This window comes from Deltaproteobacteria bacterium HGW-Deltaproteobacteria-18 (assembly GCA_002841885.1).
Classification (GTDB): Bacteria; Desulfobacterota; Desulfovibrionia; order Desulfovibrionales; family Desulfomicrobiaceae; genus Desulfomicrobium.
In genome coordinates this window covers 40,629-66,813 of the sequence record PHBE01000017.1, presented here as the reverse complement: position 1 = coordinate 66,813, position 26,185 = coordinate 40,629, and the positions used below count along the sequence as shown (strand labels likewise).

General features: G+C 60.9%; 23 protein-coding genes and 1 tRNA gene. 15 read left to right on the top strand and 9 right to left on the bottom strand.

What is annotated here, in order from left to right:
• Positions 1 to 60: 60 nt before the first annotated feature.
• The 4 genes from CVU60_14600 to CVU60_14585 all read right to left on the bottom strand — a co-directional run bounded on the left by CVU60_14600 (position 61) and on the right by CVU60_14585 (position 2,937).
• The gene (locus CVU60_14600; GenBank protein PKN40745.1) at positions 61 to 261 is read right to left on the bottom strand and encodes a 50S ribosomal protein L35; all 201 of its coding nucleotides are present in this window, start codon (positions 259 to 261) and stop codon (positions 61 to 63) included.
• Positions 262 to 366: 105 nt separating this feature from the next.
• Complete coding sequence (locus CVU60_14595) at positions 367 to 888, bottom strand: translation initiation factor IF-3 (protein ID PKN40744.1); 522 nt, start codon at positions 886 to 888, stop codon at positions 367 to 369.
• A complete protein-coding gene (locus tag CVU60_14590; protein ID PKN40743.1) occupies positions 872 to 2,806 on the bottom strand; it encodes a threonine--tRNA ligase in 1,935 nt (644 codons plus the stop codon). Before CVU60_14590 ends, CVU60_14595 begins: the two co-directional genes overlap by 17 nt.
• A gap of 56 nt (positions 2,807 to 2,862) precedes the next feature.
• Positions 2,863 to 2,937, bottom strand: a tRNA-Val gene (locus CVU60_14585).
• 256 nt (positions 2,938 to 3,193) lie between these two features.
• Here CVU60_14585 and CVU60_14580 point away from each other — a divergent pair.
• Genes CVU60_14580 through CVU60_14570 form a run of 3 tightly spaced genes read left to right on the top strand, consistent with a single transcriptional unit; the run spans position 3,194 to position 5,152 of the window.
• Positions 3,194 to 4,345: a histidine kinase gene (locus CVU60_14580; GenBank protein PKN40767.1), complete on the top strand. Its 1,152-nt coding sequence runs from the start codon at positions 3,194 to 3,196 to the stop codon at positions 4,343 to 4,345.
• Positions 4,269 to 4,757: a hypothetical protein gene (locus tag CVU60_14575; GenBank protein PKN40742.1), complete on the top strand. Its 489-nt coding sequence runs from the start codon at positions 4,269 to 4,271 to the stop codon at positions 4,755 to 4,757. Before CVU60_14580 ends, CVU60_14575 begins: the two co-directional genes overlap by 77 nt.
• Before the next feature lie 2 nt (positions 4,758 to 4,759).
• Positions 4,760 to 5,152, top strand: coding sequence for a hypothetical protein (locus tag CVU60_14570; GenBank protein PKN40741.1), 393 nt, complete (start codon positions 4,760 to 4,762; stop codon positions 5,150 to 5,152).
• A gap of 1 nt (position 5,153) precedes the next feature.
• On the opposite strand, the gene gpsA is transcribed toward CVU60_14570, so the two are convergent.
• Positions 5,154 to 6,146: a glycerol-3-phosphate dehydrogenase gene (gene gpsA, locus CVU60_14565; protein PKN40740.1), complete on the bottom strand. Its 993-nt coding sequence runs from the start codon at positions 6,144 to 6,146 to the stop codon at positions 5,154 to 5,156.
• A gap of 151 nt (positions 6,147 to 6,297) precedes the next feature.
• Between gpsA and CVU60_14560 the strand changes: the two genes are divergently transcribed.
• The 12 genes from CVU60_14560 (at position 6,298) to CVU60_14505 (ending at position 20,960) form a co-directional block, all read left to right on the top strand.
• Positions 6,298 to 6,768 carry an Lrp/AsnC family transcriptional regulator gene (locus tag CVU60_14560; GenBank protein PKN40739.1) on the top strand — a complete coding sequence of 157 codons (471 nt, stop codon included), beginning with the start codon at positions 6,298 to 6,300 and terminating at the stop codon, positions 6,766 to 6,768.
• Positions 6,769 to 6,788: 20 nt separating this feature from the next.
• Positions 6,789 to 8,057 carry a glutamate-1-semialdehyde-2,1-aminomutase gene (hemL, locus tag CVU60_14555; GenBank protein PKN40738.1) on the top strand — a complete coding sequence of 423 codons (1,269 nt, stop codon included), beginning with the start codon at positions 6,789 to 6,791 and terminating at the stop codon, positions 8,055 to 8,057.
• 109 nt (positions 8,058 to 8,166) lie between these two features.
• Positions 8,167 to 8,595 carry a cytochrome C gene (locus CVU60_14550; GenBank protein ID PKN40737.1) on the top strand — a complete coding sequence of 143 codons (429 nt, stop codon included), beginning with the start codon at positions 8,167 to 8,169 and terminating at the stop codon, positions 8,593 to 8,595.
• Positions 8,596 to 8,779: 184 nt separating this feature from the next.
• The gene (locus CVU60_14545; GenBank protein ID PKN40736.1) at positions 8,780 to 10,534 is read left to right on the top strand and encodes a hypothetical protein; all 1,755 of its coding nucleotides are present in this window, start codon (positions 8,780 to 8,782) and stop codon (positions 10,532 to 10,534) included.
• 189 nt (positions 10,535 to 10,723) lie between these two features.
• On the top strand, positions 10,724 to 10,915 hold the full coding sequence (locus CVU60_14540) for a hypothetical protein (protein ID PKN40735.1): 192 nt from the start codon (positions 10,724 to 10,726) through the stop codon (positions 10,913 to 10,915).
• Positions 10,902 to 11,603, top strand: a complete 702-nt coding sequence (locus tag CVU60_14535) for a ubiquinone biosynthesis methyltransferase UbiE (protein PKN40734.1) — start codon at positions 10,902 to 10,904, stop codon at positions 11,601 to 11,603. Before CVU60_14540 ends, CVU60_14535 begins: the two co-directional genes overlap by 14 nt.
• A gap of 60 nt (positions 11,604 to 11,663) precedes the next feature.
• Positions 11,664 to 12,974, top strand: coding sequence for a nucleotide sugar dehydrogenase (locus CVU60_14530; protein ID PKN40733.1), 1,311 nt, complete (start codon positions 11,664 to 11,666; stop codon positions 12,972 to 12,974).
• Positions 12,975 to 12,988: 14 nt separating this feature from the next.
• On the top strand, positions 12,989 to 13,684 hold the full coding sequence (gene mqnB / locus CVU60_14525) for a futalosine hydrolase (protein PKN40732.1): 696 nt from the start codon (positions 12,989 to 12,991) through the stop codon (positions 13,682 to 13,684).
• Positions 13,681 to 14,472: a hypothetical protein gene (locus CVU60_14520; protein PKN40731.1), complete on the top strand. Its 792-nt coding sequence runs from the start codon at positions 13,681 to 13,683 to the stop codon at positions 14,470 to 14,472. The genes mqnB and CVU60_14520 overlap by 4 nt, the downstream gene beginning before the upstream one ends.
• Positions 14,469 to 15,449 (top strand): octaprenyl-diphosphate synthase, encoded by a 981-nt coding sequence (locus CVU60_14515; protein PKN40730.1) that lies wholly within the window; start codon positions 14,469 to 14,471, stop codon positions 15,447 to 15,449. Before CVU60_14520 ends, CVU60_14515 begins: the two co-directional genes overlap by 4 nt.
• 2 nt (positions 15,450 to 15,451) lie before the next feature.
• Entirely contained in the window at positions 15,452 to 17,959 is a 2,508-nt protein-coding gene (locus CVU60_14510) for a hypothetical protein (protein ID PKN40729.1), read from the top strand.
• A 19-nt stretch (positions 17,960 to 17,978) separates the two neighbouring features.
• Complete coding sequence (locus tag CVU60_14505; protein PKN40728.1) at positions 17,979 to 20,960, top strand: phosphoribosylformylglycinamidine synthase; 2,982 nt, start codon at positions 17,979 to 17,981, stop codon at positions 20,958 to 20,960.
• 181 nt (positions 20,961 to 21,141) lie between these two features.
• On the opposite strand, the gene pyk is transcribed toward CVU60_14505, so the two are convergent.
• The 4 genes from pyk to serB all read right to left on the bottom strand — a co-directional run bounded on the left by pyk (position 21,142) and on the right by serB (position 26,185).
• Positions 21,142 to 22,563, bottom strand: coding sequence for a pyruvate kinase (gene pyk, locus CVU60_14500; GenBank protein PKN40766.1), 1,422 nt, complete (start codon positions 22,561 to 22,563; stop codon positions 21,142 to 21,144).
• A gap of 31 nt (positions 22,564 to 22,594) precedes the next feature.
• On the bottom strand, positions 22,595 to 24,427 hold the full coding sequence (locus CVU60_14495; GenBank protein ID PKN40727.1) for a 3-octaprenyl-4-hydroxybenzoate carboxy-lyase: 1,833 nt from the start codon (positions 24,425 to 24,427) through the stop codon (positions 22,595 to 22,597).
• A gap of 127 nt (positions 24,428 to 24,554) precedes the next feature.
• Positions 24,555 to 24,950: a membrane protein FxsA gene (locus CVU60_14490; protein PKN40726.1), complete on the bottom strand. Its 396-nt coding sequence runs from the start codon at positions 24,948 to 24,950 to the stop codon at positions 24,555 to 24,557.
• The gene (gene serB, locus CVU60_14485; GenBank protein PKN40725.1) at positions 24,950 to 26,185 is read right to left on the bottom strand and encodes a phosphoserine phosphatase SerB; all 1,236 of its coding nucleotides are present in this window, start codon (positions 26,183 to 26,185) and stop codon (positions 24,950 to 24,952) included. Before serB ends, CVU60_14490 begins: the two co-directional genes overlap by 1 nt.

Below are 26,185 nucleotides of genomic sequence, written 5' to 3'. Positions count from 1 at the left end.
ATCAGGTATAGTGGGAAATGACTATACGCTGAGTCGTTCCGTCCCGGCACAATGCCGGAACTAGAAAATGTACGGTACCAAACGACGAATCGCGCCGACACAGGACTGGGCAGTCATGGTGGACTGACGCAGCTGTCTTTTGCGCTTCGCGGATTTCTTGGTCAGGATGTGGCGCATGTTGGCGTGGCTTCTTTTGACCTTGCCTGTGCCCGTGACCCGAAAACGCTTGGCCGCACTTCTGTTGGTTTTCACCTTTGACATAGTTCCTCCTCAAACAGACTTGAATGGTCGCGCAAGCGACCGGCAATACTGCTCCCTCCCGCCAAAGTGGCGGGAAATTTTTCTTAAAAAGGCGGCAGAGGGAGCTTATTTCTTGGGAAGCCCTGCCAGCAGGAGAAACATGGTCCGGCCTTCGACTCGGGAGGTCTGCTCAACCTTGGCGACGTCGGAAACCATCTCCACGATCCGGTCCAAAATGACTTGCCCTCGATCCTTGTGCGCCATTTCGCGGCCTCGGAAAAACACGGTCACTTTGCACCGGTCTCCGTCCTCGATGAACCTGCGAATATGCTTGATCTTGGTCATCAAGTCATGATCGTCGGTATGCGGGCGGAACTTGATTTCCTTGACCTGAATCTGGGTCTGACGCTTCTTGGCTTCCTGTGACTTTTTCTTTTCCTCGTAGAGGTACTTGCCGTAGTCCATGATTTTACAGACCGGCGGCTTGGCGTTGGGCGCCACTTCAACCAGATCAAGTCCCTTTCCCTCGGCCTGTTCCAAGGCCTCGGGCACGGTCATGATACCTAGCTGATTCCCATCATCTCCAACAACCCGGATTTCCTTGGCCCTGATTTGCTTGTTCCGGCGGGCCTTAGCAGCTGAAAGAATATCTCATTCCTCCATGTTTAAATGGTTTTTCGCATTCCTGCCGCAGTAGGTCGACAAACGCATCGATAGGCATTGCGCCCAGATTGTTGCCGCCCAACATGCGCACGTTGACGCAGGCCTGCTCGACTTCCTGATCCCCGATGACCAGCGCGTATGGAATCTTTTCCATCTGCGCCTCGCGCACCTTGTATCCCAGCTTCTCGTTGCGCAGATCGACCTCCACACGCACTCCCGCCCGCTGCAACGCGGCCTGGCAATTGCGGGCGAATTCGTTGTGGTTGTCGGTCACTGTCAAAATGCGGGCCTGGACAGGTGCAAGCCATGCCGGAAAAGCTCCGGCGAAATGTTCGGTCAGGATGCCGATAAAACGCTCAACAGAGCCCATGATGGCACGATGCACCATGACAGGCCTGTGCCGCTCGCCATCCTCGCCCACGTATAACAAGTCAAAACGATCCGGCAAGGTGAAATCGACCTGAATGGTCGAACACTGCCACTGCCTGCCGAGGCAGTCACGCAGTTTCACGTCGATCTTGGGACCGTAGAAGGCGCCGTCGCCCTCGTTGATTGCATACGGCAGTTCCATCTGACCCATGGCGTCCATGAGTGCGGCAGTGGCTCGCTCCCAGTCCTCGTCGGAGCCGATGGACTTCTCGGGACGGGTGCTGATCTCCATGGAATATTCGAAGCCAAAGACGCCCATGAGATCCTGAATCCAGGTCATGACGCCCTTGATCTCGTCCAGGAGCTGATCCGGACGGCAGATGATGTGTGCGTCGTCCTGGGTGAACTGGCGGACACGCATCAGGCCATGCAGAACGCCGGACAGTTCGTGGCGATGCACGACGCCGAACTCGAACAGGCGGACAGGCAGGTCGCGGTAACTGCGCTGGCTTGTATTGTAGATGAGCATGTGCGCCACGCAGTTCATGGGCTTGACCCCGTAAGGCACTTCGTCGATCTCCGTGAAATACATGTTTTCACGGTAGTTGGCGTAGTGGCCGGAGGTCTCCCACAGGTCGCGCTTCAAAATTTGGGGGGTGCGCACGATGCCGTAGCCGCGGCGGATCATTTCCTTGTTCACGAAATCTTCGAGAATGGTCCGCAACAGGCCGCCCTTGGGATGCCAGTAGGCCATGCCCGCGCCGCCGCGTTCGTGGAAGCTGAACAGGTCAAGCTGGGGGCCGAGCTTGCGGTGGTCGCGCTTCTTGGCCTCTTCGATCATGGCCAGGTGAGCCTTCAATTCCTTGGGCGTGGCGAAGGCTGTCCCATAGATGCGTTGCAGCATGGGACGCTTTGAATCCCCGCGCCAGTAGGCTCCGGCCACGGAGGTCAGCTTCACGGCCTGCAGAAAGCCGGTGGACGGCAGGTGCGGTCCGCGGCAAAGGTCCACGAAGTTGCCGTGACGATAGAGGGAGACCTGGTCGGCGCCAAGGTCATCTATGATCTCGAGCTTGTACGTCTCGCCCATGGAGGCAAAAAGTTCCCGGGCCTCGGCAGCACTCATCTCCTCGCGGGTGAAAGGCTGGTTCGCGGCCACGGATGCAGCCATGCGCTCCTCGATCTTTTCCAGATCCTCGGGAGTGAACGGACGCTCGAAATCGAAATCGTAGTAGAAGCCGTTCTCGACGTCGGGACCAATGGTCACCTTGGCGGAGGGGAACAGCTCCTTGACGGCTTCGGCCATGACATGGGCCGCACTGTGACGCAGTACGGTCAGACCCTGGGCGGATTCCAGAAACACGGGCTCCATAACGGCGGTTCCGGCAGGCACCGGACGAGCCAGATCGAGCAGCGCGCCGTCGCAAGCGCAGGCTACCGCTGCCTTCATCTTCTTGCCGGAGAGGACCGCGCGCAACACATCCGCGCATGTCTGCCCAGCCTGAACCTCGATGTCCTGACCTTGTATCTGAACCATAATGCCCTGCCTCACAAACACGATAGGGAGGCTGTGCCTCCCTATGAGTTCTTTTTTGGTAGGCGCGAGGAGGGTCGAACTCCTGACCCCTTGCACGTCAAGCAAGTGCTCTCCCACTGAGCTACGCACCTAAATGGAGAGCCGCATATATCTTCGCTTTTTGTCTCCTGTCAATATCTCTTTTGCATGTTGTGCAATTTTTTTGAAACTTCTTCCCAAACCCCGCGCATCCGTCCTGCGGCCATCACCTCGCACACGCGCCTGCAAAGCCCCCCGCTCCTTTCCATAACATATTCAATGCTCGAAAATCAGAACTCGCCCACAGCGGACGGGCTGAGCAGGGGCCGAACCTTTGCATTCCCCCCGATTTCAGCTATCTCCCAGGACATCCACCATCTCTCCAACACGGCGCGCACAGTGAAAGACACCACACCCTGCATCCTCATCGTCGATGACGAGCCACTGAACATCAGGCTCCTTGATATCGTCCTCAAAAAAAACGGATACCGCACCCTGTCCTGCACCAACGGTCCCGAGGCCCGGGCCCTGGCCGCAGAACACAGCCCCGACCTCATCCTGCTCGACGTGCTGATGCCCGGCGAAGACGGATACGCAACGTGCGAACTGCTCAAGCAGCAATCGCTGACCTCCGAAATCCCGATCATCTTCATTTCCGCCCTCACGGACACGTCGAGCAAGGTCCGGGGTCTGGAAGTGGGCGGAGTCGATTTCATTTCCAAGCCTTTCGAAAAGGCCGAGGTACTGGCCAGAGTCAAGGTGCACCTGAAGCTGCGCTTCACCTACCGCGCCCTCATCGAGGCCCAGGCCCAAAGACTGGCTCAGGTTCAGGACGCGCAGCAGGCTCTCCTGGTCCTGCCGTCCGAACTGCCCGAGGCGGGATTTGCGGTACGCTTCGAGCCGGTCCTCGAGGCTGGCGGAGATTTCTATGACGTTCTCCATGTCGGCGGAACGACCTTCGACTACGTCGTGGCTGATGTCAGCGGACACGACCTCGGCACATCCTACATCACCTCGGCCCTGAAAGCCCTGCTCAACCAGAACTGCAATCTGGTCACCTCGCCGACGGAGAGCCTGACCATGATCAACAGCGTCCTCTGCCGCATCCTGACCGGCGGCACCCACATCACGGCCGGCTTCGCACGCCTGAACCGTGAGCAGCGTATCCTGCGCTACGTCAATGCCGGACACCCCTCGCCCGTGCTGGTCCGCGCCGGAGGCGGAGTTGAAACCCCGCAGCCTTCCGGAGACATTCTGGGCGTCTTCGACTCCGTCTGGTTCGAAGTCCTGGAGCTCCCGGTCCAGCCCGGTGACCGGCTTTTCATGTACACGGACGGCCTCATCGAGGGTTTCGGAGACAGGAAGATGACGCGGGAGGAGGGGCTGGCCCGGCTCAGCGCGGTCTGCGAAGCACACCGGAGCCTGCCCCTGGCGCAAGCCGTGAATGCGATCCACGAGGCGCTGGCCGAGCCAGGGGCAGCGCGGGAAGACGACACCATCCTCCTGGCCCTGGAGGTTTGACATGTTCGAACTGACGCCGCTTGACCAGGGCTTCGCCCTTGAAATGGACACCAGCCTTGAAAACGTGGATCGTTGCGTGGACCGGATTCGCATTTTCCTGGAGGACAGAGACGCAAGCGAACACCTCTTCCCCCTCTCGCTCCTGGCGCGCGAGGCGCTCAACAACGCCATGATCCACGGAAACCGTCTGGACCGTACCAAGACGGTACTCTTTCGGCTGCAGGCTCAGGCAGACGGGTTTGACCTGCACATCGCGGATGAAGGCCCCGGGTTTGCCTGGGACAGGCACATGCAGGCCCGCAGCCAGGCCGACGACGTCAGCGGCCGCGGGCACGAAATTTTCCGCAATTACGCCAAGGCCGCCCGCTACAATGCCAAGGGCAATGCCCTGACTCTGGAATATCGAGGCTAGCAATGCACTCCATCGAGATCAAAACCGGTGCCAGAGAAGCCATGATCGATATCACCGCTCGCCTGACAGAGCTCTTGAGAAGCCTGGAAGCAGATTCGGGAGTCATGACTGTCTACACGCCGCACACGACCACGGGGCTGACCATAAACGAAGGGGCCGACCCCGACGTCTGCCGGGACATCCTGACCCACCTGCGCGGCATGATCCCGCAACATGCCGGCTTCCGCCACGCCGAAGGCAATTCGGACGCACACATCAAGGCTACTCTCTTCGGGTCATCCGTGCAGGTCATCGTGCACGAGGGGCGACTCATGCTCGGCACGTGGCAACGCATCTTCCTGGGGGAATTCGACGGGCCCAGAACGCGCACGGTCTGGGTCAGGATCACAAGCTGACTCATTCCTCCCGCAAGGGCCGGGTCATGAGTTCACGCACGGCCTCGGCGGGGTTCCTGTTCTCGAAAAGGACGGAGTGAACCTGCCCGGTGATGGGCAAGTCGATGCCCTGCCTGATGCCCAGCGCGTGCACGGCCTGGGTCGTCTTCACGCCTTCGGCCACATTGTGCATCCCAGCCAGGACTTCCTCCAGGGTCTGTCCCCGCCCGATGGCCAGACCCACTCGCCGGTTGCGGCTCAAATCCCCGGTACAGGTCAGGACCAGATCGCCCATGCCGGACAGCCCCATGAACGTGGCCGGACGGGCGCCCATGGCCGCGCCCAGGCGCGACATCTCGGACAGGCCGCGAGTGATCAGCGCCGCGCGGGCGTTCTCGCCAAATCCCAGGCCGTCGGAAATGCCCGAGGCGATGGCCATGATGTTCTTGACCGCCCCGCCCAGCTCCACGCCGATGACGTCGCTGTTGACGTAGACGCGAAAACTCTGGGTCGAAAAAAGCCCCTGCACGAGATCCGCCAGTGCCGGATCGGCGCAGCCCAGGGTCACGGCCGTGGGCATGTTCGCCACCACCTCCGAGGCAAAGGAAGGCCCTGAAAGCACCGCGTAGCGAGGTTCAAGACCGGCCAGTTCCTCGCATACCACCTGCCCCATGGTGCGGAACGTACCCAGCTCCACGCCTTTGCTCGCGCACACGATCCCGGTGCGCGCCGGAAAAAGATCGCGATGTTCACGCAGAAAAAGGGCCAGATTCTGGCATGGCACGGCGAGCACGACGCAGGACGCTCCGTCCAGCACCCGCGCCAGATCCGTATCCGCCCGCAAATTCTGGCTCAGGGGCAGGCCTGGCAGATAGCGGCTGTTGACGGCGTGCTCGTTCACGTCTGCGGCAATCTCCGTCCGCCGGGCCCAAAGCCGGGCCTCTTCGCCCTTGCAGGCCAGCACGTTGGCCAGGGCCGTACCCCAGCTCCCGGCTCCAAGTATCGAAATCTTCACGGAAAAACCTCCATTGCGGATCTTCGGGCAAGCCCGCCCACTATCGAAGATGCTCCGCGTTCTGTAAAGGGCGCTATTGCCAGTATATGGCGAAACAGGTAAGGACCGACCCGAAACAAACCCGGAGTTTCGGGCTCCCCGAGGAGAAAAAGTGGATTTTACCAAGAGCGAACACGACATATTGCGCATCGTCCAGGATACCCTGCCCGACAGCGCCACGCCCTACGCGGACATTGCCCGCCAGACCGGCAGCACGGAAGAGGACGTCCTCGCGCTGCTCAAAAAACTCAAAAACGGCGGTCAGATTCGCCGCTTCGGTGCGACGCTGCGCCATCAGCAGGCCGGCTACGGCTTCAACGCCATGGTGGCCTGGTACATCGAGGAAGGATTCGACCCCGACGAGGTCGGACGCATCATGGCCACGCGCCCCGAAATTTCACACTGCTACCAGCGTCCGAACTGCATGGACTGGCCCTACGACATGTACACCATGATCCACGGCAAGAGTCGCGAGGACTGCATGCAGGTCGTGCAGGCGCTCATGGAGCAGACAGGGGTTACCCAGTACGAAATGCTTTTCAGCATAAAAGAGCTGAAAAAGACATCCATGGAATATTTTTAGCGCATTCACGGAGAGATGACATGACCATATCACAGGAACTTTTCCAGAAGGCCGGAACCCTCATCCCGGGCGGCGTCAACAGCCCCGTGCGGGCCTGCAAGAGCGTGCACTGCGACCCGCTCTTCGTCGCTTCTGCGAGCGGCAGCAAGCTCACCACCGAAGACGGGGTAGAATTCATCGACTACGTCATGTCCTGGGGACCCATGCTGCTCGGACACAACCACCCCGAGGTGGCGGCCGCCGTCGCCGAAACGGCGACCAGGGGCACAAGCTTCGGCGCGCCCTGCAGGCTTGAGGTCGAACTGGCCCAGGCCGTGGTGGACGCTGTTCCCGGCATCGACATGGTGCGCATGGTCAGCTCCGGGACCGAGGCGACCATGAGCGCCCTGCGCCTGGCCAGAGGCTACACCGGCAAGAACGGTGTGATAAAATTTCACGGCGGCTATCATGGTCATGCCGACGCATTTCTGGCCAGCGCGGGTTCGGGCGTGGCCACCCAGTCCATCCCCGGCACCCCCGGCGTGCCCGCCGACGTGGTCAAGCACACGCTATTGGCCCATTACAACGACCTGGACGCCGTACGGACGCTGTTCGAGCAGCAGGGTGACGACATCGCGGCCGTCATCGTCGAGCCGGTGGCCGGCAACATGGGGCTGGTCCTGCCGAAGCCCGGATTTCTGGAAGGCCTGCGCGAATTGACCCGCAAGCATGGGGCATTGCTTATTTTCGACGAAGTCATCACCGGTTTTCGGGTCAGCTTTGGCGGGGCCCAGGCGGCCTTCGGCATCGATCCGGACCTGACGTGCCTCGGCAAGATCATCGGCGGCGGCCTGCCCGTCGGGGCCTACGGCGGGAAGCGCGAAATCATGGGACACATCGCGCCCAGCGGCAACGTCTACCAGGCCGGCACGCTCTCGGGAAATCCGCTGGCCATGGCCGCAGGCCTTGCGACCTTAAAGGCGCTGGCCCAGAAGGATTACGCAGCCCTCGCCGCGCGCACCGATGCGTTCTCCCGTGAACTTGAGAACATTTTGCACGGCAAGGGCGTGCCCGTGACGCGCAACCACATCGCTTCCATTTTCACCCTCTTCTTCACCAAGACACCCGTCGTCGACTTCCCCTCGGCGCAGACGGCCGACAGCAAGGCTTTCGTGTCTTTTTACCAGCAGATGCGGGCACAGGGCATTTATCTTGCACCTTCAGGATTCGAGTGCGCCTTCACATCGTTCGCCCACTCGGAGCAGGATTATGAACGCACCCTGGAGGCGGCCCGGAAGGTTGATTTCTAGAAAATCAAAAACCCTTTTTTCGGGCATCCTTGACTGAAGACCAAGACCGTCGATATATACGTCCCTGCTTGTGCTTTTTGTAACTTTTCTTTCTGGAGGTAGAAAGAGGATGAAAAAGAAATTGTTGATCAGCCTGATCTGCGCGGCTTTCCTGTGCATGGGCGCCGTCATGAGCGTCAGCGCCGCAGACGCTCCCGGCGATGACTATGTCATCAGCGCCCCCGAGGGCATGAAGGCAAAACCCAAGGGCGACAAGCCCGGGACCCTGCAGAAAGCAGTTCCCTTCCCCCATTCCAAACACGCCACGGTTGAGTGCGCCCAGTGTCACCACACACTGGAAGCCGACGGTGGCGCAGTCAAGAAGTGCACCACTTCCGGTTGCCACGACTCCCTGGAGTTCCGTGACAAGGCCAATGCAAAGGAAGTCAAGCTGGTTGAAAACGCGTTCCACACCCAGTGCATCGATTGTCACAAGGCTCTGAAAAAAGACAAGAAGCCCACCGGCCCCACCGCCTGTGGCAAGTGTCACACCAAATAGCGTTCACGCTATAGATCGCACATCAGCACAAGCAAAGGCCGGCCTTTGGTTACCCCCGCTACAGACCCTGTGGCGGGGGCTTTTTTTTCGGCCGGAAATCAGATAACCCGCCCCGTGCATTGCTCTTGCTCAGGCTTCTTGATAGGAAAAGTCGATGTCCCCAACGCCAAGAAAGGATCACGCCATGACCACAAGCACCAACCCGACGGACGATATCATTGAACTGACGGAGATCGTGGAAGAAGGAATTCCGCTGGACAAGAAGTTCGAAGACTTCGCCATGGACAAGGCCATTGACGCCAAAAGCCTGGACAAGGAGCTTGACGATCTGCTCCGCGACCCCGAACCCCTGTCCGCGTCTGCCGAGGAAGCCGGTGACGAAATCGATCTGGACATCCTCTTCGATGAACCCGCACCCGCCAAGCAGGCCCAACCTGCCGCCACCGCTCCAACACAAAAGCCCGTGATGACGCAAGCGCCCGATCAAAGCATGGACATCTCGGACCTGGACGACCTCTTCGATTCTCTGGGCATTGGCGGGAATGACGACGAGGACACCGCCCTCGACATCATTCTCGACGGGGACACGCCGGATCCCAAAAAGCAGGATATCGAAACTTTTTACCCATCCGATTCAATCGATCTGGAACTGGAACTTCCCGGCATGGACAGCGATGACAAATCCTCGAACATTCAGGACCTGACCGACGACCTGCTTGAGGACATCCCGGAGACCGTTCTGCTGGAATCGGCAGCCGCGTCCATGCCCGAGTCCGCCGCCGCGCCTGAAAAACCCGCAGCGGAATCGATGAAGCAGCCCCATGCACCTGAAGAGTCCGCACTGGCCGCCGCGGAGGCAGAACCAGCCGAAGAACCGGCAACGGCTGCGGAGGTCCAGCCCGAAGCTCCTGCCGAGGCCAGGCCCGAACAGGCGGAAGTGGATGAGCCAGCTCTTCTTCCGTCGGCACAGGACACGACTCCTTCAACGTCTCCGGCCACCTTGGCGGGATCAGAGCCCGCGCAGCCGTTGATTGCCGGGGAACCGCACATCTCCCACGCCGCACTTGAAATCATCAGCGCCAGGCTCGACGCCCTCGAGTCCCGCCCTGAGCCGACTTTTGCGCCCGGTCCCGAAGAAATTCTGGCCCTCCTGCCGCAATCGCCCAGGGATCTGCCCTGGGCTGAAACCCTGCGGCAGGAAATCCTCGACCATGTCGAGGGCAGGGTGACGGAACTGGCGGACTCCGCCAGCGTGGACAGGCTGCAGGAAGCCGTGAACGCCCTGCAGAGTCAGGTCGAATCCATACCCGACATTCCAACGGAGCTGGCCAAGACCCTGCCTGCATCTGCCATGCAGAAAATCGAGGCTGACCTTGATGACCTGCGTGCCCTCATTCAAAACCGGGAAGAACCGGGAGCCGAGCAAATCCTGGCCCTCCTGCCGCAATCCCCCGGGGACCTGCCCCTGGCCGAGACCCTGAGGCAGGAAATCCTCGAGCATGTCGAGGCCAGAGTCGCGGAACTGGCAGCCTCCGCCAGCGTGGACGGGCTGCAGGAATCCGTGAACGCTCTGCAGAGTCAGGTCGAATCCATGCCTGACATCCGGGCCGAACTTGCCAAGACCCTGCCCACATCGGCCATGCAGAACATGGAAGCGGAATTTGAGGACTTGCGAGCCTTGGTGCGCGACCAGGAAGAACGCCTGACCGCCTTGCAAAAGACCTTGTCGGACAAGGATGCCGCCATCGCGACCTTGAGCGACGAGTCCACCCGCCTGCGCGCAGAGCTTGACGCCGCGACAGCCAAGGCTGCAGCCGGCCCGGATCTGGACGCGATCAGAAGCGGGCTGCAGGAGTACGTTCAGCAGCAGATGCCCGCAGCAGCAGCCAAGATCATCCGCGAGGAGATTCAGGCCCTGCTCCAGGAGCTTGGAGACTGAGCCCGCCCCGGGGCCAAGGCCCCGGGAGGCTCTCGACTCCCACTTTGGGCTGTGCTAGCTAGGAAAAAAACGAAGGGATGGCTTCAGGGTTTTTCTTTCTTTTTTTACCGCCCGGTTTTCCCCCAAAGCAGGTCGATACCATTCCCCCCGGGCGGTTTTTTTGTTGCATTTCAACCCAGAGAGAGATTCATGGACCAGATCCAAAAACAAGCCTTGCAGGTCGCCAAGGAAATCGTCGTCAAGTTCATCGAAGTCGGGCGCATCTCCCCTTCCAATTTTTCCGAGTACTTCGAACCCATCTATGACGACGTCTACCGCACGGTGACCAAAACCGGTCAGATTCCGGACATCGAGAAGGACAGCGCCGTTGAATCCGAATGAGCACGGAAAGCGGGTCTCCAGCCTTTTCGACAACATCGCGACCTGGTACGATTTTCTCAATCATTTCTTGAGCCTGGGCCAGGATATCTACTGGCGCTATCGCTTGGTGCGCACGCTGCGGACCGGATCCACGGGTGCGGTGCTCGACCTTGCGGCCGGGACCCTGGACGTAAGCCGGGAAATTCTGCGTCGCCATCCCGCCATCAAGGTGCTGAGCATGGATTTTTCTCGTGCCATGCTCTGCAGCGGCAAGAAAAAGGTCGTTAACCAGCCCCTGATTTTTCCGGTCCAGGCCGACGGCCGCGCCCTGCCTTTGCCTGACGGATGCGTCGACGCCGTGACCATAGCCTTCGGCATCCGCAACATCCTTCCCCGAACCGAAGCCTACAGCGAAATCCTGCGGGTCCTGGCACCCGGTGGAAGGCTGTGCATTCTTGAGTTCGGCACGGGCCAGGCCAGGATTTGGCAGGGAGCATACAATTTCTATCTCGGCAAGGTCCTGCCCCGGATCGGTCGATTTTTCTCCAAAAATCCAGAAGCTTATCAGTATCTTGCGGACACGATCCTGGCCTTCCCCAACGCATCGGCCCTGGCCGGGGAGTTGCGGGACGCAGGTTTCGACCAGGTTGGCTATCAGGCTTTGAGCTCGGGAATCGTGTATATCCATGTGGCCCAAAAACCGTCCTGATGCCCTGCCAGCCACGCATTGCCTTCACCCCTTGGGATATGAAGTAAACGAGGAACACTCATGATCACGTTCGAAGATATCGCATCCGGCACGTCGGAAGTTGCAGTGGTGGGACTGGGCTATGTCGGCCTGCCCCTGGCCGTGGCCCTTGGCGACCACTTCAAAGTCGTCGGCTTTGATATTTCACGTCCCCGCATCGAAGAACTGCAGAGCGGCCGGGATTCCACGCGCGAGGTGGAACCCGACAGGCTGGCCCGTGCCCGGGTTGAATACACCGACGATCCCACGCGGCTCGCCGGGGCCGGAGTCATCGTCGTGGCCGTGCCCACCCCCATCGACGGCAACCGCAAACCGGACCTGCGACCCGTGGTCGGAGCCACCGTCACTGTTGGCGCGCACATGAGCAAAGGATGCATCGTCGTCTATGAATCGACGGTCTACCCGGGACTGACCGAGGAAATCTGCGTGCCGCTGCTGGAAGAAAAATCAGGACTGACCTGCGGCAGGGATTTCACCGTGGGCTATTCGCCGGAACGCATCAATCCCGGCGACAAGGTCCACACCCTGGAGAGCATCGTCAAGGTGGTCGCAGGCCAGGATCAACCCACTGCGGACCTGCTTGCCCGCTTCTACGCTTCGGTCGTCAAGGCCGGAGTGCACCGGGCTTCGACCATCAAGGTCGCAGAGGCCGCCAAGGTCATCGAAAACACCCAGCGCGATCTGAACATCGCCCTCATGAACGAACTGGCGCTCATTTTCGACCGCATGGACATCGACACAAAAGAAGTGCTTGAAGCCGCTGGCACCAAATGGAACTTCCTGCCCTTTCGGCCGGGTCTCGTTGGCGGACACTGCATCGGGGTGGACCCCTACTACCTGACCTTCAAGGCTGAATCCATCGGCTTCCACCCGCAGGTCATCCTCGCCGGCAGGCGCATCAACGACGGCATGGGAAAATTCATCGCCGAGAAGACCATAAAGGCCATGATCGACGCCGGATGCCTGATCAAGGGCGCACGCGTAGGCCTTCTGGGACTGACCTTCAAGGAAGATGTGCCGGATTTGCGCAATAGTCGGGTCGAGGACATCATCCACGAACTTTCTGATTACCAGGTCGATGTCCTGGTGCACGACCCGCTGGCCGACATGCATGAAGCCAAGGTGGAATACGGCGTGGACCTTTTGCCTCTGGCAGAACTGCGGCAGCTTGACGCCCTCATTCTGGCTGTCTCGCACGGCGAGTTCGCGCAGCTTGATGCGAGCCGCATCGCGGCCATGTTCAAGGACCCTGCCAGCGGAATCGTCATTGACGTCAAAGGATTTCTGGACCGGGACGCCCTGTCGCGGGAATTCAAATACTGGCGTCTCTAAGCCGTGGCTCGCCCATGATTCTCCTGGCCTGCGCAACCCTGATGGAATGCCGAAACACCTTGAACCTGCCGGCATCTTCTCCGGCGGAGACTCTTGAACCCGTAAACATCCGGGGCCACGACCTTCTGCCGTGTCCGGTAGGGATCGGGCCAGTGGCTGCCGCCCTTAGCGTGGGAGCAATGCTTGAGCGACATCCCGAGGTGACCGGCATTTTGAATCTTGGCATTTGCGGCAGCTTCGACATGGCTCGCGCGCCCCTGGGGTCGACCTGCGTCGCCAACGCCGAAATCTGGCCGGAGTACGGAGTGCATCATTTTATACAGGAGGAAGAGGATGTCTTTGGGCACCAGATGTTCGCGGACCTCCCCCTTGATCCTGTCAACCGGCTCGATCTTGATCCGTCCGCGCAAGCAGCGGCCATGGGCATGACCCTTCATCCAAAATGGATCATCGGCACAAGCCTGACCGTGGCCGGGGTGAGCGGGGACCAGCAGCGCGCGGCATTGCTCCAAGACCGCCATGACGGCCTCACGGAAAACATGGAAGGGTTCAGCCTGGCGCTGGCGGCCAGGCGACGGGGCATCGGATTCCTGGAGATCCGCACCGTGTCAAACCCTGTCGGTGCCCGCGACAAGCGCCTCTGGAACTTCCGGCTGGCCTTGCGCGCCCTGCAGGACATTCTCCCCGTTCTCACCGGAGCTTCTGCATGATCCCCTTAAACGTCGCCATTTCCCCCTGTCCCAACGACAGCTTCATCTTTGGGGCCTGGGTACTCGGCCTCACCGATTCACCGGCCGGACACGACTGCCGGTTTTTCTGGCACGACGTGCAGGAGCTCAACCAGGGCGCCCTCGCGGAAGCCTGGGACGTGATCAAGGTCAGCGCGGCCACGGCCCTGCGCCTGAGCGACACGTACACAATCTTGCCCTGCGGCGGAGCTTTTGGCCTCGAACACGGCCCCAAGCTCGTGACCCGCACGGATTTTTCAGGCGCCTTGCACAGGATCGCCGTGCCGGGCCTCGACACCACCGCGGCCTTGGTACTGCGTGCGGCCCTGGGTGGAAATTTTATCCCGGTACCCATGATCTTCCACGCCATCGTCGATGCCGTGTGCGCCGGAGATGTCGATGCGGGGCTGCTCATCCATGAAACCGCCCTGATCCACGACCGCTACGATCTTGCCTTGCGCCTCGACCTTGGGCATTGGTGGCGCGAACACACTGCCGCCCTGCCCTTACCCCTGGGCTGCATCGTGGCCCGAAACGAACTCGGCGCGGACGTCCACACCTGCGTCACGGAAAGCATCCGCGCAAGCATCCTTCACGCCAGGGCCCGGCAAGACTCCATCATGCCATTCATAGCTTCTCTGTCCAGAGAGCTTGACGCGGCCACGCTGGAACAACATATTGCCGCCTACGTCAACGAATTCAGTATGGACATGGGCTCAGACGGTCTGGCCGCTCTCAACACGCTGCAAACACTGCGGGATTTTTCATGAACGAAGCCTTCGCCCAACTCAAAGCAACCTTCCTCAAAGAGCTGCCAGCCATCAATGCCGCCATCGCGCAGGAGATTGACGCCCTGCCCGCGCTGGTCAGACCGGTGGCCGCGCACGTCATGGACGCCGGTGGAAAGCGCCTGCGGCCCATGCTCACGCTTCTCTTTGCGCGCGCCCTGGATTTCCGGGGTGATAACCTGCAAACCTTGGCCAGCTCCCTGGAATTTCTGCATTCGGCCACCCTCATGCACGACGACATCCTGGACAACGCCGAACTGCGCAGGGGCAAACCGGCCGCCCACACCCTTTTCGGCATCACCCCCACGGTGCTGGCCGGAGACGTGCTTCTGGCGCTGGCCAACGAAATCGTGGCCCGTACGGACAATCCAGCCCTGACCTCATGCATCGCCAAGGCCATAATGCAGACGGCCACGGGCGAAATCATGGAGATCGCCGCCATCCGCAAGGCGCACATCACCCGGGCCGAGTACATCGAGATCATCACCGGCAAGACGGCCTACCTGATCCAGTCGGCCTGCGAATTCGGCGTCATCGCGGCAGGGGGCTCCGAACGGGCTCGCACCGGCGCCAGGACCTTCGGTCTGAATCTTGGAATCGCCTTTCAGCTGGTGGACGATGCCCTGGACTATACGTCACGGGCCGACACCTCGGGCAAACCCCTGGGCGGAGATCTGCGCGAAGGCAAATTCACCCTGCCCCTGCTCTTGTACCTTGAATCCCTGCCAGCGGACCAGCGCGAAATCATCACCCGGGAGCTCACGGACGTGAACCTGTGCCCTGCCAGGCAAGACCAGATCATCGCCGATGTCGCGGGACAGGGCTTTGCCGAAAAGACCCGGGACGAAGCCAAATCCTATTTGAGACTAGCCAGTCAGGCTCTTGGCGTGCTACCCGAATGCCTGGAGAAAAAACTGCTCGGAGCCATGATCGAATTCGTGCTGACAAGAGATAAATAAACATGCCAATTCAGGATCGCCTTCCCCCTCGCAACCTCGCAACCTCGTTGCGTGCAAGCCTGAAAGCGACCTTTTCGCCGGCCACGGCCCAGCTTCTCCAGGAGGCGGTCAAGTCCGAGCCGAACTTCGGAGTCATCGCCTCCATACTGAGGCTCGATCCGGCCCTGGCCACGACCATCCTGTCCCTTGTCAATTCGCCCTACTACGGACAAACCAGCAAAATTTCCGACGTGCAACGGGCGGCAATAATCCTCGGCGACAACGAGATTCTGCGCATCGCCCTGTCATTGTCCCTGCAAAAAAACCTGAACTCGATATTGGAAAATAACGGTTTTGACACCTTTGCCAACTGGCGCATAATCATCTGGGCAGCACTGGGCGCAGAGCTCATCGCCCAGCGCCTGGCCCCGGAGGAAGCGGAAACCGCCTACATCTGCGCCCTGGTCAAGGATCTCTCCCTGCTCCTCTACGCCGCCAACTTTCCCGAACATCTCCTGCCGCATCTCAAGCAGCCGGATTTTGTCAACACTGGCCCGACGTTCATGTCCTGGCAGGACCATCTTCCGGAGGATCACTCCAACCTGACCGCCGAATTGCTCGAGCAGTGGAATTTTCCCGAGCCCATGATCGCGGCCATCTCCGCCCACCACGACCTGGAGCACGTCTTTGACTACCCGCCTCTGACCCAGGCGGTCATCCTCGGTACCAGATGGGCGGAGGCTGAGTTTCGCACCGATCCGGCTCCGGACAGCCTGAATCAGCTCAGCTTTCTTCTGGCCAAGGCAGGCGCCCTGCCTCCGGAAGGCATGGACGAACTGCGCCGTCAATGCGCGACCCTTTTTTCGGAACTGACCGCAGCCATGAACGTCAAGGATCTTGATCCCAACGACAGGCTGTACGCCCACTCCCTGCAATCCATTCAGGATTTCCATCACCAGGCCAAGGAAGTCGAAGGCCTGACCGGCGGCAACGCGGCCATCGCGGCCTGCATCGGCAGGCATCTGCGCTGGAACTGGAACTGCCGCAAAGCCGAGATCATCCTGCACTCCCCCTCCAACAGAAACTGGGAGCGATTTGTCCTGAACGATGCCGGAGTGCATGGGCCCGACATCGCGCCCGCCCTCGAACGGCTCAGGCTATTTTCGGAAGCTGACTTTCCGCTCGAAGCCGAGGGGCATATGGTCGGAGAGCTTCGCCTGAACGACGAAGCCGAGTCAAAGCGGATCAGGGCCGAAGTCACACTTTACACCCGGCTCCTGGCCCGCGGCATCCGGCACCAGGCGCGCACCGTCGGGCAGCTTGAGATCAAGGCCGAATTGCTCGACATCCTTCCCACCGGAGTGGCGCTGCTCGACGCGCAGGGACGCATCTTGCGGGCCAACCCCACATTCACCAAATTTCTTGGAAGTGCGAATCAGCTCGAAGACCGGCTGGCCAAAGGCAAGGATGCGCAGCAGGCCAGCCTGGCCCTGCAAGGCTGGCGGAACTTCCTGCTCGCCCCTTCCCAGAGCGCTCATTGCTCCATCCATTGCCCGCTGGGCCCCGGCAACGAGCCTGCGACGTCGTCCTTCTCCCTGGCCGGCTACAAAATCCCTCAAGGCTCTCAGGCAAACATTTTGACCATGGTCCAGGACCTGGCCGAAATCCAGATGCTCGAATTCGAGGCCCTGCGTCAACGGGACTTCCTGAACACCCTGCTCGAATCCATGCAGGACCTGGTTCTCACCACAGACAAAAACGGGATCATCACCTTTGCTTCCGGCCGCCACAGTGCCTTCCTGACCGGGCGCAACCTCTTCCATCTGACCCGCCCCATGAACGAACAGGAAGAAGCGTGGGACATGGCGTTTCTGGAGCAGAGCCCGGCTGCGGTGGAAGTGCAGATCGTCCTTGACGACGAACACCTGCAGCTCGAACTCGTCTTCTCCCGTTTTTCGTTCGGGACCGACCACGGGCTGATTGTCGGCCGCAACATTTCGACCATCCGCAGGCTGGAGCGCAAGATTCGGGAACAGGCCCTTTTTGATTCCCTGACCCAGGTTTTCAATCGGCATCACCTCCAGCCGCTTCTGGACAGGGAAATGTTTCGCGCCAAACGCACCGGGACCCCGCTCGGACTGATCTTTTTCGACATCGACAAATTCAAGCTCTTCAACGACACCCATGGCCACCATGGCGGCGACAAAGCCCTGAAAGAACTGGGACAGCTCCTGCGGCGCATCCTGCGCAAGGGCCTGGACTTTCCCTGCCGCTTCGGCGGAGATGAATTTGTCGTCATCTCCAGCAACTCCACCGTCGACAACCTGCTGACGATTTCTGAAAGAATTCAGAAAGAATTCAGCATACTGCATCATAATCAGGTCACGTTGAGCATCGGCATGAGCATGCTCGAACCCGATGACACCTCGCAATCCCTGCTTGAACGCTGCGACAAAGCCAATTATCAAGCCAAGGCTCAGGGCGGAAACGCCATTGTGCACCTGCAGCCAAGCATTACCTCTGAACCATAAGCGTCACCAGGAGAACAACATGCCGATCCGAGTCGAAGTGGCTCTGCGCAAGGCAGTTACCGATACCCAAGGCAACAAGACCGCCCACAAGATCAAAAGCGAGCTCGGCCTGACCGTCGATCAGGTCCGGATCATCCGGATCTACACCGTCGATGGACTGAGCCCAGCCCAGGTGGATCAGGCCATCGAAGCCGGAGCCCTGCACGACCCGGTCCTGCATACGGCCCAAACCGCTCCGGCGGCCACGGATTTCGACTGGCTCATCGAAGTCGGCTTCCGTCCCGGCGTGACCGACAACGAAGGCCGCACCGCCCGCGAAACCCTGCGCACCGTGCTCGGGGACCGCAACGCTGACATCGCGGTCTACACCTCCACCCAGTATCTGATCTGCGGCGATCTGAACCGGGCCCAGGTGGAACACATCGCAAGGGACCTGCTGGCAAACGAACTGATCCAGCGCTTCGAAATCGCGGACAAGGACACCTGGACCGCAAGTCCCGGTTTTCAGGCCCGCACTGCAGCGGTCACGGGCGAAGCCTCGAGCACCGTCGATATCGTGGATCTGAGCAGCCTGGATGACGACGCCCTTCTTCGCCTCAGCCGCGAAAACATCCTGGCGCTGAACCTGGAGGAGATGCGCTGCATCCGCGACTACTATGCAAGCCCCGCGGTCGTCTCCCACCGCAAGGCCAAAGGCCTGCCCGCAGCGCCCACGGACGCGGAACTCGAATGCCTGGCCCAGACCTGGTCCGAGCACTGCAAGCACAAGATCTTCAGTTCCCGCATCAGCTACGAAAACCTTGAAAACGGCACCAAGGCTGAAATCAACAGCCTCTACAAAACATTCATTCAGGGAAGCACCAAGCAGCTTCGCCAGCGCATGGGCAAGGACGACTTCTGCTTGTCCGTGTTCAAGGACAACGCCGGCGTGATCCGCTTCAGCGAAGACATAAACGTCTGCATCAAGGTCGAAACCCACAACAGCCCCTCGGCCCTGGACCCATACGGCGGAGCCCTGACCGGCATTGTCGGCGTGAACCGCGACCCCATGGGCACAGGCATGGGCGCGAACCTGTTGTGCAACACAAACGTCTTCTGCTTCGCTTCGCCCTTTCATGACGAAGAACTGCCGCCCCGACTGCTGCATCCCCGCCGCGTCTTCGAGGGCGTGCGGGAAGGCGTCGAGCACGGCGGCAACAAGTCCGGCATTCCCACGGTCAACGGGGCCATCGTCTTTCACGAACGGTTCCTCGGCAAGCCGCTGGTCTTCTGCGGTACCGTCGGCACCATGCCCGCCACCGTGGCCGGACATCCCAGCTACGAAAAGAAGGCCCTGCCCGGCGACCGCATCATCATGACCGGCGGGCGCATCGGCAAGGACGGCATCCACGGCGCGACCTTCTCCTCCGAAGAGCTGCACGAGGGCTCTCCGGCCACGGCCGTACAGATAGGCGACCCCATCACCCAGCGCCGCATGTACGATTTTTTGATGCGCGCCCGCGATCTGGGCCTCTACAATGCCATCACCGACAACGGCGCGGGCGGGCTGAGCTCCTCGGTGGGCGAAATGGCCCAGGACTGCGGCGGCTGCGACATGGACCTGGCCAAGGCGCCACTCAAGTACGACGGCCTGCGGCCTTGGGAAATCCTGGTCTCCGAAGCCCAGGAGCGCATGACTCTGGCCGTGCCCCCATCCAAACTGCAGGCCTTCATGGAACTGGCGGAGGAAATGAACGTCGAGGCTTCGGATCTGGGCTGCTTCACGGACTCGGGCTACCTGCACGTGCGCTACAACGACAAAATCGTGGCCGATCTCGACATGCAATTCCTGCATGACGGCTGTCCGCAAATGCAGCTCCGCGCCGCCTGGACACAGCCGCAGGTCTGCTGTGGCTGCGAAACGCCGCAGCCCATGGTAACTGATCATCAGGACTTTCTGCAGTCCATGCTCGGCCGCCTGAATATCTGCTCCCGCGAGTATGTCATCCGTCAGTACGACCACGAGGTTCAGGGCGGAAGCGTGATCAAGCCCCTCGTCGGAGCCAGGAACGACGGTCCCGCCGACGCCGCCGTGATTCGCCCCCAACTTGGCAGCGACAAGGCCCTGGTCATAGCAAACGGCATCTGCCCGAAACTGAGTGATCTGGATGCCTACTGGATGATGGCGGGCGCCATCGACGAAGGCGTTCGCAACGCCGTGGCCACCGGCGGAGACATTCGCCACATGGCCGGCGTGGACAACTTCTGCTGGTGCGACCCGGTCCAGTCCGAAAAAACCCCGGACGGCGAATACAAGCTGGCCCAGCTGGTCCGCGCGAATCAGGCCCTGGCCCACTTCTGCCTCGCCTACGGAGTGCCCTGCATCTCAGGCAAGGACTCGATGAAGAACGACTACACCGGCGGCGGAACCAAGATCTCCATCCCGCCCACGGTCCTCTTCTCAGTCATGGGCGTGATAAGTGACTGCAACAAGACCATGACCTCCGACTTCAAGCGGCCGGACGAAAACGTCTACGTGCTGGGCCTGACCAAAAACGAACTGGGCGGCTCTGAATATGCCGACGCCCTGGGCGTGTGCGGATCGGTTCCGCAGGTCGACGCGGTTTCCGCCCGCATCCGCTACGAGCGCATGCACGAAGCCATCACCACCGGCCTTTTGAGCGCGGCCCATGACGTCTCCGACGGCGGTCTGGCCGTTGCAGTAGCCGAAATGGCCCTGGCCGGACGCATCGGCGCGGATATCGACACGGACCTGATCCCGGCCCTGGACTGCCCGCTGGCCGAACAGCGCCTCTACAGCGAATCGGCCAGCCGCTTCGTGGTCACCGTGGCCGATGACAAACGCGCCGCCTTCGAAGCCCTCTTCGCCGGAGACTTCATGGCCGCCATCGGCAAGACCACCGCCGACGAAAAATTGACCCTGCGCGCAGGAAGCGCAATCCTGGTCAACGCTTCGGTGGAAGACCTGGCCACAGCCTGGAAAAAGACGCTGGATTTTTAAAGGCATGCCTCCGGCGGGCAGGGGACTCGTCCCCTGCACCCCTTACAGGGGTTGGGGGCATTATGTGGATGCAATAAAGAAAAACGGGCGACCCAAATTGGGCCGCCCGTTTTTTTATTAAAGACAGTTGAATGGGGTGCAGGAGACAAGTCCCCTGCCCGCCGGAGGCATCTCTTCTCCCCTACTTATAGTACACCTTGATCTCGTTGGTCATGACCGTACCCATGCCCGGGGTGGCCTGGCCGCTGGCGATGATTACGTTTTCGCCGGGCCGAAAGCCTGCGTACTCCTGCACGAATTTTTCCGCCCGCTTCTGGTGGCTGCGCGGCTCCAGCGGGCTCTCCACCGGAGTGATGGCCCAGAAGAAGTTCATCCAGCGCATGATGCGCGCGTCCGTGGTCATGGCGTAAATGGGTTGGGCCGGACGGCGGGAGCTTATGTATCTGGCCGTGGCTCCGGTGGTCGAATGGCAGACGAGGGCGGCACTGTCTGCGTTGTCGGCCATGAGGCAGGCGGAATAGGCAATGAATTTGGGAGGGTTCTTTTCGGCCTTGGGCACGTAAGGGCCGCCCAGGCGCTCCAGGTAGTATGGCTCGGAATACTGCGCGATCTCGTTGATGAAACGCACCGCCTCCACCGGATAGCTGCCGATGGCCGTCTCTTCGGAGAGCATGACGCAGTCCGCGCCGTCGATCATGGCGTTGGAGACGTCCGTTGATTCGGCCCGTGTGGGGATGGGATTCTTGACCATGGACAAAAGCATCTGGGTCGCGACGATGGCCGGTTTCTGGGCGTGGCGGCAGGCGCGCAGGATCTTTTTCTGGATGATGGGCAACTCGGCCGGGCTGCATTCAAGGCCCAGGTCGCCGCGCGCGACCATGATGGCGTCGGCCACTTCCAGGATGGAGTCGAGCTTGTCCACGGCGTTCTTGCGTTCGACCTTGGCCACGACCGGAATCCAGGTCCCGTGCCGTGCGATCTCGGCCTTGATGTCCTCGATGTCCTCCTTGCTCTGCACAAAGGAAAGAGCCACCGCGTCAATGCCGATATCAAGTCCCTGATGCAGGTCGCGGCGATCCTTGTCGGTCATGGCCGCGACCTTGAGCGTCTTGCCGGGAAAGGCGATGCCCTTGTTGGAGGTCAGGATGCCGCCGTTCAGGGCCTCCATCAGCACCAGCCGGTCCCGCTCGATGACCTTCACGACCTTGAACTGCAGCATGCCGTCGGACAGGGACACGGGCATATCCGTCTCCAGGCCCTCCAGAAGTTCGGGTACGTCGAGGCTTATGAAGATATCGCTCTCGGTCGTCGCCGCCATGGACGGACCGCCAAGGCACACATAGGCCCCCTTGCGGATCTGCAGCGGGGAACCCTTGACCTCGCCGATGCGTATCTTGGGGCCGCACAGGTCACCCATGACCGTAAGGGGGATGCCGGTCTCCTTCTCGACCTGCCTGATCTTCTGGATGACAGGCCCGAAATACTCCGCGCCGGCATGAGAAAAATTGAGACGGAATACCCGCACTCCAAGCTGGACCATCTCCTTCATGACGCTCTGATCCATGGAAGCCGGGCCCAAGGTGGCCACTATCTTTGTACGCATGTGCATGTCCCCGTTGGTATTGGTTGGCGGATTAGATGATTCCATACAGGGGTCTTCCGGGCAGGGCAAGTTCGTCCACTCTTTTTTCGATTTCCGCCACACTGTTCAGCGCCGGAGCGTGATAGGTCTTGAGCCGGGCATCGACGACCATGCTCGTGCATCCCCAATGCTTGCAATGCGTGAACCCGTTCAGCCCGTAGGTGTCCGTGGCCGGGTCTGAGCGGGTGAAGGTCACCCACAGGAAATTGTCCCAGGAACCCGCCGTGAAGTCGGCGTCGTCGGCGACAACGATCAGCGGGAAGCCTGCCAGCTCGGCGCTTGCCAGGGCCTGACACAGGTTTTCCATGGCAGGGTCGTGGGTGTCGCGCGGCTGGGCGTGGGCCGGGCCGGAAATGACCAGCACTCCCGGAGCAAAAAAACGCGGGCTCAAAAACCCGTCCGGCAGGTTCAGGGCGGGCAGGGCCTTGCCCAGAACGCGCTTTGGACTTCCGGCAGCCGTCCAGAGCACCTTGGACCCCTGATTGAGGCTGATGCCCGAATAATCGAGGGTGTCCATGGTCGTGCGGGTGATGAAATGCAGGTCCCGTGACAGGTCGAGGCGCTCCAGCACATGCTGCAGGAAACGGGGCACATCGTGGCAGGACAGGCCGGGATCGTCCTCGCGGGCGGAAAGAATGACGTACTTGGAGAGAGAGGTCTGGGTCGTGCCCAGAAGCGAGAGGCCGTTGGTGATGAGCTCCTGCGGCTGACGCTCGCCCGCATACGGCACGTAGCGCTCGCTGCCCACGGCCAGCAGGAGCGGGTGCACTCCGGCCGCGTCCACGGCATGAACCTCGTGCACGCCTCCGAAAACCTGCGGCACCAGCTCGGCAGTGAGTTCGTGGATGAACGCACCGAACATGGTGTCCTCCTGCGGCGGGCGCCCCACGGTGGTGAAAGGCCAGACAGCGCCTTCACGGTGCAGCACCTCGGACACCCGCATGACCGGAAAATCATGCGCCAAGCTGTAATAACCCAGATGATCGCCAAAGGGTCCCTCGGGCTTCTGGACCTGCGGATCGATGTACCCCCGGATACAGAAATCGGCTTCGGCCGGGATCGGCAGTTCCCCGGGCCGCCGGATCATGGGCACCCTGTGTCCGCCCAGGGCTCCGGCGAAGAGCATCTCGGCGATGCCTTCGGGCAGGGGCATGATGGCGGCCAGGGTCATGGCCGGCGGGCCGCCCACAAACACGTTGACGGGCAGGGTTTCGCCGCGCGCGATGGCCTCGGCATGATGATAGCCGATGCCACGATGGATCTGGTAATGAAGGCCCACTTCCCTGTCCTTTTCGAACTCGTTGCCCGAGAGCTGAATGCGGTACATGCCCAGGTTCGAGCCCATATAGCCGGGACGGGACGGGCTCTCGGAATAGACCAGCGGCAGGGTCACGTAGGCTCCGCCGTCCATGGGCCAGGAGACGAGCTGCGGGAGCTGCGAAATGCTGGTGGTGCGGGCCAGGATCGGGCCGCCGCTGACGGTCCTCGGCAAGGTATGCCAGGCACCAAGCGCCAGCCCCGGCCAGAGTCCGGGCTTCTTCAGAACGAGCGCCGGATCGGCCTTGGCCGAGAGCATGGCCTCCACGCGGCGCAAGGTGGCGCGGAAAATGAATTTGGTCCGCGCCAATGTGCCGAAAATGTTGGCGGCCATGGGAAATTTCGTGCCCTTGACGTTGGTGAAGAGCAACGCCGGGCCACCGGCCTGGAAAACCCTGCGCTGGATGGCCCCGGCCTCGATGTAGGGGTCGATGGGCTCATCGATGCGCACCAGTTGCCTGGTCCGCTCCAGATCGTCGAGGCAGGATTTGAGATTGCGGTAGATCATGGGGTGCTCCGGGGGCTGGGGCTTAATGGGCTGCTTGGTGGACGATATGGACGGTATGGACGGAAAATGGACGAGATGGACGGTATGAGATTTGCGGCAGCGGGATGAATCGCGCCGGGGCTTGCGCTTATTGGTGGAACGTTATGTGTACGTTGGGATTTTGCCGCCATTCGTCAAACTTCTTGCGTAGCCATTGTTTGAAGAGATTGCGGGTGACCGGCAGGAGGATGAGCAGGCCTGCTATGTCCGTCAGAAAACCCGGCGTCAGGAGGACCATGCCGGCCAGAAAGATGAGCACGCCGTCGAGGAGTTCTTCGGCCGGCATGAAACCCTGATCCAGATTCTCGCGGATGCGCATCATGGTCGACAGGCCCTGCATGCGTGCCAGATGCGCTCCGGCCAGTGCCGTCAATATGACCAGGGCGACGGTCGGGAAAGCCCCGATGGAGCTTCCGACAGTGACCAGCAAGTAGATCTCCGCCACCGGCACCAATACAAAGAGCAAAAACAGCTTTCCAAACATTATGCCTCCCGTCCGGCCAGTTGATCCACAGTTTCGCGGTCCCGCAGGCCCAGAAAATAGAGCACGCCGTCAAGACCCACGTTGGAAATGGCCTGTCCCGCGCCCTGGCGGACCACGGGCTTGGCGTGAAAGGCGATGCCGAGTCCTGCCACGTCGAGCATCGGCAGATCGTTGGCGCCGTCGCCCACGGCGATGACCTGCGCCAGGGAGATGTGTTCCTTGTCGGCGATGGCCCTCAGCAGCCGGGCCTTGCCCGCGCCATCGACGATCTCGCCCACCAGTCCGCCGGTCAGGACCCCGTCCTGTATCTCAAGCTCGTTGGCGTGCACGTAGTCGATGCCAAGCTGCTTCTGCAGGCGGCGGCCAAAATAATTGAATCCGCCGGACAGGATGGCGATGGTGTAGCCAAGACTTTTTAAAGTGCGGATGAGTCTTTCCGCGCCCTCGGTCATGGGCAGGGTTGCGGCGACATCCTGCAGCACGGACTCGGGCAGGCCCTTGAGCAGGCTCACGCGCCTGCGCAGGCTCTGGGAAAAATCCAGCTCCCCGCGCATGGCCGCCTCGGTGATGGCCGCGACCTCTTCGCCCACTCCGGCCCGTTTGGCCAGTTCGTCGATGACTTCGGCCTGGATCAGGGTTGAATCCATGTCGAAACAGACCAGGCGCCGAATGCGGCGAAAAGCGTTGTCTTCCTGAAAGCCGATGTCGATGCCCTGCTCCCGGGAGAGATCCAGAAAAGCGGCGCGCATGCCAGAAATGTCCTCCGGGGTTCCGCGCACGGAAAATTCGAGGCAGGACCGGGGCATGGCCGGCGGGTTGGCCAGGGATCTGCGGCCCGAAAGACGGGTGATGCAGTCGATGCTCAGTCCGTGCGAGGTGATCACTTCGGCCATGGCCGCCAGATTGGCTGCCGTTATCGTGCGCCCGAGCACTGTCACGATATGCCTCTTGCGGCCCTGCACTCCGACCCAGCGCTCATAATCGTCCTCGGTCACGGGCGAAAACTTGAGGAGCAGCCCCTGGTTGTGGGCCCAGTAGAGGAGATCCTTCAGAATGGGCGAGGATTCGTTCTCACGCGGCACTTCGATGAGCACGCCAAGCGAGAGGTCGTCGTGAATGACGGACTGACTGATGTCGAGGATGATCACCCCTGACTCGGCCAGCTGCCCCATGATCCCGGCCAGCAGGCCGTCCCGGTCCATGCCGGCGATTTGTATGAGAATGATTTCGCGCAT

Coding starts and splice junctions, on each gene's coding strand:
- CVU60_14545 (PKN40736.1), top strand. CDS start 8,780: ATGACCACAAGCACCAACCCGACGGACGATATCATTGAACTGACGGAG.
- hemL (PKN40738.1), top strand. CDS start 6,789: ATGACCATATCACAGGAACTTTTCCAGAAGGCCGGAACCCTCATCCCG.
- CVU60_14510 (PKN40729.1), top strand. CDS start 15,452: ATGCCAATTCAGGATCGCCTTCCCCCTCGCAACCTCGCAACCTCGTTG.
- CVU60_14505 (PKN40728.1), top strand. CDS start 17,979: ATGCCGATCCGAGTCGAAGTGGCTCTGCGCAAGGCAGTTACCGATACC.
- CVU60_14540 (PKN40735.1), top strand. CDS start 10,724: ATGGACCAGATCCAAAAACAAGCCTTGCAGGTCGCCAAGGAAATCGTC.
- CVU60_14490 (PKN40726.1), bottom strand. CDS start 24,950: ATGTTTGGAAAGCTGTTTTTGCTCTTTGTATTGGTGCCGGTGGCGGAG.
- serB (PKN40725.1), bottom strand. CDS start 26,185: ATGCGCGAAATCATTCTCATACAAATCGCCGGCATGGACCGGGACGGC.
- CVU60_14575 (PKN40742.1), top strand. CDS start 4,269: ATGCGATCCACGAGGCGCTGGCCGAGCCAGGGGCAGCGCGGGAAGACG.
- mqnB (PKN40732.1), top strand. CDS start 12,989: ATGATTCTCCTGGCCTGCGCAACCCTGATGGAATGCCGAAACACCTTG.
- pyk (PKN40766.1), bottom strand. CDS start 22,563: ATGCGTACAAAGATAGTGGCCACCTTGGGCCCGGCTTCCATGGATCAG.
- CVU60_14550 (PKN40737.1), top strand. CDS start 8,167: ATGAAAAAGAAATTGTTGATCAGCCTGATCTGCGCGGCTTTCCTGTGC.
- CVU60_14520 (PKN40731.1), top strand. CDS start 13,681: ATGATCCCCTTAAACGTCGCCATTTCCCCCTGTCCCAACGACAGCTTC.
- CVU60_14600 (PKN40745.1), bottom strand. CDS start 261: ATGTCAAAGGTGAAAACCAACAGAAGTGCGGCCAAGCGTTTTCGGGTC.
- CVU60_14495 (PKN40727.1), bottom strand. CDS start 24,427: ATGATCTACCGCAATCTCAAATCCTGCCTCGACGATCTGGAGCGGACC.
- CVU60_14530 (PKN40733.1), top strand. CDS start 11,664: ATGATCACGTTCGAAGATATCGCATCCGGCACGTCGGAAGTTGCAGTG.
- CVU60_14570 (PKN40741.1), top strand. CDS start 4,760: ATGCACTCCATCGAGATCAAAACCGGTGCCAGAGAAGCCATGATCGAT.
- CVU60_14590 (PKN40743.1), bottom strand. CDS start 2,806: ATGGTTCAGATACAAGGTCAGGACATCGAGGTTCAGGCTGGGCAGACA.
- CVU60_14515 (PKN40730.1), top strand. CDS start 14,469: ATGAACGAAGCCTTCGCCCAACTCAAAGCAACCTTCCTCAAAGAGCTG.